This is a genomic window from Deltaproteobacteria bacterium, from assembly GCA_016210005.1.
Lineage (GTDB): Bacteria > Desulfobacterota > Binatia > HRBIN30 > JACQVA1 > JACQVA1.
In genome coordinates this window covers 1-7,028 of sequence record JACQVA010000231.1, presented here as the reverse complement: position 1 = coordinate 7,028, position 7,028 = coordinate 1, and the positions used below count along the sequence as shown (strand labels likewise).

The window sequence follows — 7,028 nt, the reverse complement described above, 5'->3', positions numbered from 1 at the left end:
CTTCCTCGCCCGCAAACCTGCGGGAGAGGATGGAGGTGAGGGTGCCATATGCTTCATGGCGGCAGAGGCCATGCAAAACCGGGGATCTGAAGGGCGCGGTCTTGCACGCTAAAGGTGGCGACTTGGCGTTGTGGTTGGTGGGCTACTTGAGGAAGAGTTGGCGTTGACAAGGTCTCATCAAGAGAAACGAACTCGTGCCGGAACGGCCATCGGGGGAGATAAGACATGACCAATTGCGTCCGCGCCCTTGTCGTTGCTTTCACTGCATCGACCGTCTTCGCCGCCTCGCCGCATCCCGCTTGGGCGACACCCGACTTCATCGTTGTGGGCGTTGACGGACCGAGTTCCGCAACGGCAGGCCAGAGCATTAGTGTCACCGTCCGCGTTGGAAATCAGGGCGGGAGCATTACGCAATCCGGAGTTTACATCCGCACCTCCATCATATTGAGCACTGATCCGACCATCAGCCTTTCGGACTCGCAGTTGACTACCTTCGACGCTCCTCGCGATGGGCTACAAAGCGGGCTTGTGTACCCGGTCAACGTGCCCGTGCCGCTGCCGAGTTGGGCTACCGGCTCGTACTACATTGGTGCCTACGTCGACTCGCCGCTGTACTGGACGGAGACCAACGACAACAACAACACGGGATACGACTCGAGCCCAATCACTGTATCGGGCGCGTGCACGCCGAGCTGCGGCGGCAAGTGCGGTGGCGCTCCCGACGGCTGCGGCGGGTCGTGCACGGGAAGCTGCGGCACGAATCAGGTGTGCAGCAACCAGAGCTGCGTGACGATCAGCCCGAGCCTCGGCATCTCACCGAACCCGGTCACGGCGAACCAGAACGTGACCTTCACATGCACGCTGGGCAGTGCGGGCGCGGGGGCGACGGTGGCGTTCTTTGTGACGCAGAACGGGACGATCGTGGCCTCGCAGCAGGTGACAGCCAACGGCAACGGTGTGGCGACGTGGACACGCGCGCACGAGCCGGGGAGTTGGTGGCTATGACTCCGCGTTTTCGTGGTGTCGTCCTTTCGTGGTGTCGTGATCGCAGTGTTTCTTCGGTAACGGCCGGGCGGGACACGGTCTTCGCCACCATCGTGAGCACACCTTCGTCCGATGCGCGCCTTGACGGACGACTTTGAATCGCAGTATCACCCGTCCATCTTGGCGCTCCCGCAGTACGATAACGGTGGGTGAGGTCACGGCCCGCAACATCTCACTGCCGCAGTTTGCGATGGAGGTTGGTCTAGTTCGTATGCCTTCGTGAGGTTTGTATGGCTCGCCAGCCTGTGAAGACGCTCGACGACTCACGGCCTGATTCTGGTGACATCACGAAGTTCCCGGATGACCCGGACATCCGCGTGGAGCTTGCGGAAAGCTTCCGCGAGGAAGTGGATGGGCAGAAGCTCTCCGGGGTCGCGGGAAGGGTGCGATCCCGACGCGGCGCCCCGCTGCATCCCAGCTCTGTCTCACGGTACCTTGGCGGGAAGATCGCGCCCACGCTGAGTGTCGCCCGCCGCCTGGCGGCGGCCTTCAACAAGCCGCTGGGAGAGGTTGTAGCGGGTGTCAGCGCCAGGCACCGCCGCCGGACGGAGGAGTGGACGCGGCGGTTGCTGTACGCGAGACCGTTTCGAGAACGGACCTACGCTTTCATCGAGCAGTTCTCCAACGTGCTGGGATACTGCCACTTCGGCCTGCCGACGGACCCGCAGCGCAAACACCGCCGCGTGACCCGCCCGGATCAAGACCGGGCTGAGTACGTGTACTTCGAGGTGCGCTTGGAAAAGCCGCTGGCCGACGTTGCACCAACGAACTTCATCCTCTCGTTCAAGTTGTTCGATCGCCCCCTGATCTTCTGCGACTACGGCGCGGTCCGGATCGAGCGCGAACGGATTCGCGGCGAAGAGATCTGGACGCGCCGCTCACACGTCGAACCGCTGAGACCGACCGCGCAGAGCTTCTGGGTGCAGACGTGGATCGACGGGAAGGCAGTGGACTTCGTCGTGCGATCGAGCCTGCCGTTCACGGTGGGGTCGATGATCTGGCGGGAACTGCTGCCGGCTGGGCCGCTGGTGATCATCCCGTTTCATCCCGGAGGGGTGCACCGGTGCGGGCCGAGTTCGGGAGCATGATGATTGCGCGTGCAGAACTTGCTCGCTCAAGCGCCGATTTCTGCAACGAGAACTTGAGATGGAAGCTTTTCGACGCACCGGTGTTGGATGTAATGTGAGCTGGTCAGGCGCCCACATGCCACGCAAGCGTTCGCATGCAATGACTGCACTCCCACAGGTCGTGTGTTCCAGAACAATGACGTTCCTCTGGCTAACGCTGCTCCTGCTTGTGCCCCAGCCGGTGGCCGCACTGCGGTGGAACTTCAACAGCACGGCCGAAGGATGGACGGCGCGCAACGAAGACCCCCTTAGCGTCGACGCTTGTGGCCACCTCGTCCTCGATCCGGGGCCAACTGACCCGGGCATTGTCAGTGAAGACCTATCCTCTCGCGCCCTTCTTGCCTCGTCAAACAGGTACCTGAGCCTAGAGCTGACCAGTAAGTGCCCGGACGCGCAGATGGAGGTCTTCTTCACCACCACAACCTCGACGAGCTTCACTGCCGACAAGAGCTTGCAGTTCACCTTCGACGGTTGCGATCCAAGTGTTGGGCGCTGCTCGAAGGTCCTGGATATGATCGCCCGCAATGCCCTATGGGCCGGCACGATCAAGCAGCTCAGGTTCGACCCGTGCAGGAACGGGACAAGTGGAGATCAGGACCTGGTCAAGATCGTGTGGCTCGAACTCTCGGGTAGTGACATCCCGTGCTACCCCAACTGCACCGGCAGGTGTGGGGGGGCACCAGACACCTGCGGAGGGACGTGCGCTGGGTGCCAAGGTGGTTGCGCTTGTACGTGTGGATCCAACGAAACTTGCGTCAATCAATCGTGCGTTGCGATCAACCAACCGCCAAGGGTGTCGGGCATCCTTGTGCAGTACCGTGCAGACGGGACAACGCCGCTCACCGCGGGCGTATCAACAACGGACACGACGCTGGTGATGAAGGCAACGTCCGCAACCGATCCAGACCCCGGGGACACCATACAGCTCGAGGTTGAGGTCAGACCAATCGGAATTGGCTTTTCGGACACGCGGACCTGCCAAAGCGACTCCGGCGTCTCGTCTGGCGGGCAGCCGGCGGCTAGGTGCTCGGGCTTGGGAGTGGGCGACTACCACTGGCAGGCACGGGTCGTTGACAGTCGGGGCGGTGCGAGCGGCTGGCAATCTGCTGGGGGGAATAGCGAGAGCGTCGCAGACTTCAAGATCGTAAAGCCAGTCGTCGACGATCCGCTCTTGCAGTGCCGGCAGAGCGGTTTGTGCCTCGCCCGCGGCGAGACGACGACAGAAACCACCCTCATCATGAAAGGAACGGTCCACGATGCTGACGGCGACAACGTTCAGCTCGAAGTTGAGATTCAGAGGCTTGGTGACCGGTACACCGATTCACCCACCTGCACGAGTGCCTTCGTAGCGTCAGGGAATCAAGCATCGGCAACATGCGCGAATCTGGCGTCGGGCTCCTACCGCTGGCGAGGTCGACCTCGCGACACCACGGGGGCGATTGGCGACTGGCGCGAGGCCGGGTTCAGCGATCCCAACCAAGAAGACTTCACGATCGTAGCGACCAATCAGTCCCCACAGTTCACCGCTGCTCCCCTCGTCCAGTACGGCGCCGATGGGACTACTCCGCTCGCAGCGGGCGTATCGACGACCGACCGAACGTTGGTGATGAAGGGGACGGCCACGGACCCCGACGGCCAGACATGGCGCCTCGACGTGGAGGTCCAGCCGATTGACCAGCCGTTCACCGGAAGCGCCAACTGCGTTTCAGGACCGTTGGTCGCCTCAGGCTCGCGGGCGGCGGCTACCTGCCCGGCCGCCGCGCAGGGGTTCGCGCTCGGCAGCTACCACTGGCAGGCCCGCCCGGTGGACAGTCAGGGGCTTGCCGGAGGGTGGCGGTCGGCGGGTAGAAGCAGGGAATGCTTGGCCGATTTCAAGATCATCCGGGAGACTGAGAATACGCCGCTGCTCGTTCCCTTGTATCGGCTGTACCACTCGAGCGCCGGTGAACGCGACCACTTCTACACGACGTCGCTGGAGGAAAAGCTATGTGCGGAAGCCGATACCACGAGGCCGTACAGATTCGAGCGGATTGAGGCGTATGTCTTCGACCGTCCCTTCCTTGGCGGCACGCCTTTGTACCGGGTTTTCAGCAACAGCCTTGTCAGCCACTACTACACGACGGACCTCGCCGATCGGGACGCCAAGCTTTCGGCTGGCTACGTCGCCGAAGGAATCACCGGCTACATCCATCCGCCCACGGCGCCGGCGCGTGACCGGCCGTGCACAGTGCAGTTGATGCGGCTGCGACAGACAACCGAGCCAGGCCATTACGCGTTGGTGGTTCGGAAGAGCGAGTACGACTATTGGCACCCCAAACCGGACTGGGAAGGCGACGGAGGAATCGGCTGGGTCTCTGCCTTCGGTCTCCAAAACGGGATCGCTCATCAGCGCCCGCAAGCGACCGTCGGTGGCGTCGATACTGGCACCGGCGCATTCCGGCAGGCATATGCTCTGCCGGGTATCGCGTTCCACAGCTTTGGGCCGCCACTTGCCTTTTCGCTGCACTACAATTCCCAGAACCTTCTCCCACATCCGGTGGCCCCCGGGTGGAACCACACCTTCGACGCGTTCGCCGTCGAAGACGCCGCAAGGAACGCAATCATCAAGTGGGGTGACGGCGCTGAGGCTTGCTTTACCTGGGACGGCGCACGCCACACCCCGGAAGCAGGCAACTACGACAAACTGACGAGGGTCGAGAACGGCGTGGATTATGGCTACGACTTGCTGACAAAGGATCAGACCAAGTACGCCTTCCGCCAATTCACGATTAACAATCCCGTGGACCCGAGCGGATTCAACCCGTCTCTGCTCCTCGTTCAGATCAGCGACCGCTATGGCAACCCTGTCGTGCTGACTCGTGCCGCAGACTCAGGGCTGCTGGAGAGGGCTAAGGATGCGGCTCGACGAGAGCTGCGCTTCGCGTACGACAGCCAAGGTCGTGTGCAGACGATAACTGACCCGCAGCTCAACCGAAGGCTCGATCTCGAGTACGATCCGGAGACACGCAACCTGACGACCTTCACCGACGCGCGGAGGAACACGACGCGGTTCTTCTACAACGCTGACAACCAGATGGAAGCGATCCAGCGCCCACGCGGTAACCTCAACTTCCTCACTCTAGGCTATGACGCTGTCGGCCGGGTTACCTCGCATACCCTGGGCTCCAACCCAAGCACGCAGTTGTACTACGACCCAAGCGCGCCCAGGGTGAGGGTCACCGATCCAGCCAACAAGACAACCGTCTTTGGCTACGACGCCAATCGCAGCCTGAATTTCGTCCAGAGGGCGCAAGAGAGCGCCGCCGCGGCGGTCTACGATCCGCAGCACCCGACGTTGCCGAGCGAGACTACAGATCATCGCGGCAACAAGACGTGGTTCACCTACGATGCGAACGGCAACGTTACCTCGGTCAAGAACGCACTCAACCAGATCGCCGAGTCTACCTGGGACACGTACAACAACCTCACCAGCACGACGGACTTCTACCCTGTGGGCAGCGCGAAGCCGACGCCGACCAACTACTGCTACGACGATCCGAGCCGACCCAGATCGATCGACGCCACCAACCCCGAAAACGAGACCACGCATTTCGATCTCAATGCGTCGGGTCAGGTGACGTCGATTCTCGATGGCCGGCGGCTCGCCCCTACGCAGTTCGAATACGACGCCAGCCACGACCTCTGGAAAGTCATCGGCCCCGAACCCAACCAGAGCCAGGGCACGGTGTACACGCGCGACGGTGTCGGGCGAATCAGGAGAGTCGTGGACGCCAAGGGAAAGAAGACGGATTACGAGTACGATCACAACGACAACGTAACGAAGGTCATCGATCACGACGAGCACGCCGTCGTCCTCGACTACGATCCCAACGACAACCTCGATTTGATCACGTACACCCGCGGTGGGCAGACCGATACGATCGACTACTGGTACGACGCGCTCGACCGCCTGGAATTCGTCCAAGACCCCTTGGGCCGGCGCTATGCCTACACTTACTGGGATTCCGGTCTCCTGAAGACCAGGACCGACAGCCTCAACCGAGTCACCACCTACACCTACGACCTGGCCCAGCGCCTCAGCACGATCCAGTATCCGGACCACACGATCACGCTCAACCACGATTCCAACGGCAATTTGACCGACGTGATTGGCCCGGCGGGGACCACGCACTTCGACTACGACGAGCTGAACCGGATCACACAGTACATCAGCCCGTTCAGGACCCCGGTACCGATGGCGGTGGCCTACGAGTACTTTCCCGCAGGAACGCTCAAACGTCTCACGTATCCGGGAAGCCGGGTCGTCGACTATGCCTATGATCTCGCCAACCGCCTCAAGACGGTGACCGACTGGACCGGGGCGACGGTAACGTACGGGTACGACGCGGTTTCAAACGTGAAGAGCGTGCAGCACCCCAACAGCACACGCACCGACTACGATTACGATCTCGATTCCCGTCTGAAGAGCATCGCCCACACGAAGCCGGGCGCCACCATCGCCAGTTACAACTTCGTGCTCGACGCGGTCGGCAACCACGAGAGCGTCACCGCCGTGCAGCCGATCGCGCCATTGATCCCGCCGGCGGCGGACATCACGTACACGGTCGGCTTGGACAACCGGCTTACGGCTCAGACCGACGGCACCCAGTATACGTACGACAACAACGGCAACCGCATCGGCAAGAGCGGCGGCCCCGACGGCACCTTCACCTACGGCTACGACTTTGAGAACCGCCTGACTCGGGTGACCGGCCCGAGCGGCACGATCGACCATTCATACGACGGACTTGGTAATCGCGTTGCGCGAACAGATGGCGCAGGGACGACACGTTACGTTCTCGACCTCGAGGGAGACAT

Annotated in this window: 3 protein-coding genes; all 3 read left to right on the top strand. The window is 62.0% G+C overall.

The features are described from left to right. The first annotated feature begins 225 nt into the window (after positions 1–225). On the top strand, positions 226–1,005 hold the full coding sequence (locus HY699_22095) for a hypothetical protein (GenBank protein ID MBI4518499.1): 780 nt from the start codon (positions 226–228) through the stop codon (positions 1,003–1,005). Positions 1,006–1,274: 269 nt separating this feature from the next. Beyond that, a complete protein-coding gene (locus HY699_22090; protein ID MBI4518498.1) occupies positions 1,275–2,132 on the top strand; it encodes a helix-turn-helix transcriptional regulator in 858 nt (285 codons plus the stop codon). A gap of 1,072 nt (positions 2,133–3,204) precedes the next feature. Further along, positions 3,205–7,028 (top strand): RHS repeat protein (locus HY699_22085; GenBank protein ID MBI4518497.1); only part of this gene is annotated, 3,824 nt, incomplete at its 3' end.

Excerpts from the sequence above, each read along its gene's own strand:
- HY699_22095 (MBI4518499.1), top strand. The coding sequence starts at position 226 with ATGACCAATTGCGTCCGCGCCCTTGTCGTTGCTTTCACTGCATCGACC.
- HY699_22090 (MBI4518498.1), top strand. The coding sequence starts at position 1,275 with ATGGCTCGCCAGCCTGTGAAGACGCTCGACGACTCACGGCCTGATTCT.